Origin of the sequence: Pseudomonas sp. DSP3-2-3 (genome assembly GCF_049898225.1) — a bacterium.
Classification (GTDB): domain Bacteria; phylum Pseudomonadota; class Gammaproteobacteria; order Pseudomonadales; family Pseudomonadaceae; genus Aquipseudomonas.
Genome location: NZ_JAFCXH010000073.1, coordinates 1 through 2142, shown reverse-complemented (window position 1 = coordinate 2142; position 2142 = coordinate 1). Strand labels below are relative to the sequence as shown.

At 53.2% G+C, this 2142-nt stretch carries 3 protein-coding genes; 2 read left to right on the top strand and 1 reads right to left on the bottom strand.

What is annotated here, in order from left to right; all coding sequences use genetic code 11:
- A partial coding sequence (locus ACP7E4_RS30375; RefSeq protein ID WP_426119961.1) for an IS3 family transposase occupies positions 1–331 on the top strand: 331 nt, incomplete at its 5' end.
- A 455-nt stretch (positions 332–786) separates the two neighbouring features.
- The gene (locus ACP7E4_RS30370; RefSeq protein WP_426119959.1) at positions 787–1398 is read left to right on the top strand and encodes a transferase; all 612 of its coding nucleotides are present in this window, start codon (positions 787–789) and stop codon (positions 1396–1398) included.
- Here the strand turns inward: ACP7E4_RS30370 and ACP7E4_RS30365 are convergent.
- Positions 1395–1871 carry an AAA family ATPase gene (locus ACP7E4_RS30365; RefSeq protein ID WP_426119958.1) on the bottom strand — a complete coding sequence of 159 codons (477 nt, stop codon included), beginning with the start codon at positions 1869–1871 and terminating at the stop codon, positions 1395–1397. The two genes, ACP7E4_RS30370 and ACP7E4_RS30365, sit on opposite strands and share 4 nt — an antisense overlap.
- Positions 1872–2142: the final 271 nt, after the last annotated feature.

The following is a 2142-nucleotide window of genomic DNA, read 5'->3' as shown; positions in this document are numbered from 1 at the left end:
AGCTTTTGAGCGGCTGCGTCCGCGCGATAAGCCAATTTTGCATTCCGACCAGGGATGGCAGTACCGGATGCCTATCTACCGCCGCGTGCTGAACGAGCGTGCGGTAAAGCCAAGCATGTCCCGCAAAGGAAATTGCTATGACAATGCGGCTATGGAAAGCTTTTTTGGCACCTTGAAATCCGAGTTCTTTTACCTGAACAAATTCAACAGTCTTGATGAGCTTGAAGCAGGGATAGAGGACTACATACACTACTACAATCATTCGCGAATCAGGCTGAAGCTAGGTGGCCTGAGCCCTGTGGAATACAGGACTCAAACACGGCGGGCATAGAAGGCGTCCAACTTTTCGGGGTCAGATCAAATTTGAGTGCACACCATGTCCTGGCTTTTCGGGTTTGGGTAGACGACTTGGCCGGACACATACGGTATTTCCCCAAAAATCACGAAGCCAATTATAGTTGCGAACGTAAGGGGCTGGCGAGCTGTCGGAGATGCAAAACAAGTTTTAGAGTGGCTGAAAGCGAAATGACAAAAGAGATAGCACGTTACATCTTGATCGCAGGCGCGGCAGGTACCGGCACCACGACCTTGGCGGATGCCTTAGCAAGGGAAATGAGCACAACTGTATCCGTCCGGGGAAGTCATCTACTCAGCTCAGCTCAGCTCAGCTCAGCTCAGCTCAGCATAGCCTAGGCACGGGGTGGGCGTGAATTTTCGGGGAACTCTATTGTCCCAACGTCAGCAGTGTGTGGATACACGCGCCCTACTTGTACCGGAAGAATTTCTATGAAGTTACCTGAGATCAGTACGTTTATTGCTCGTTGGCCCTTGCTGGAATTGGTACCCCCTGCCGCTTGGCTGGTTTCTCAAGACTGTGAAAATCAAGTTTTGGCCTTGGTGGCAGGCCTTGGCGAGGGTTATCGGCGCCATGGAAACTGTGCCATCCACGAAAGTGCCGTTGTCGAGCAAGGGGCGGTGCTGAAAGGCGCAGTTATCATCGGTGAAGGATCATTTGTGGCGGCGGGAGCTTACCTGCGTGGAGGCGTTTACCTCGGCAGCAATTGCATTGTTGGCCCAAGCTGCGAAATGAAAAGCAGCTTCATGCTTGGTGGAAGCAAGTTGGCACATTTCAACTTTGTCGGCGACTCGTTGATTGGCGAGGGCGTAAATATTGAAGCAGGTGCAATCATTGCCAATTACCGTAACGAACTGGATGGTGCGGATATCAAAATCCGCCATGATGACAATGTGATCCAGACAGGAGTGAATAAATTCGGTGCCTTAGTCGGCGACGGCTGCAAAATTGGGGCAAACGCAGTCATCGCCCCCGGCGCCCTACTACGGCCAAACACCCACGTTCCACGTCTGGGGCTGATTGACCAGTTCGCCTACGATTAAGTGGCGCCAACTTTAGAGCTGGCCACGCTCAGCATCGTAACCGCAAGCAGCTTCATCTTGGCACGCGCCGATTTACGGGTAGTCCACATGAAGTTGAAAAGCTCTAGAAGGTTCCCTAGCTGCTCTGGGCAATCCTCTGGAAGGTTGGGGCGAGTGCTGCCACGCTGGGTCAAAGTTCGAAGAAGCACACGCCAAAACCGAAGTGCCGACGACCGATCAATCCATACTAAGAAGTCGGCTCTGGCAATACGGTTGTCCCAGGTGGCCGAATGCCCCCCTTCAAAAATCCACTGATCGCGAGCCTCGACCTCGTGACAAAGGCGAGTCTTCTCATCTGCGTTTCGCTCGACCCATCCCGGTTGCCAATGGATCGTGTCGATATGGATGACCGGAAGACCGGTGTGCTTACCCATCTCCCGAGCCAGCGTGCTTTTTCCTGACCCCCGTTGGCCAATAATCATGACACGCTGCATAGGAGCCCCTGCTCATTGAACATCCTGATCATACTGAGCCGTGTGATCGTCATCCAGCCTCCCTCATCAAGGAGAAACCATCGCACTTGCGACCAGTATCATCGGGTACGTGGATTTGCCAGGCGCTCACATTACGCAAGGCGTGTTCGCCGGACGCTTAGTGCGCCAGTTAAAGCTGGCGGAGGATAGTCGATGAAAGTTCGATACTGGTAAGAAATGGCGAATCAACCAGACCCCGAGTCATGCATGTTGCACCGTGAGGTGCAGGGTG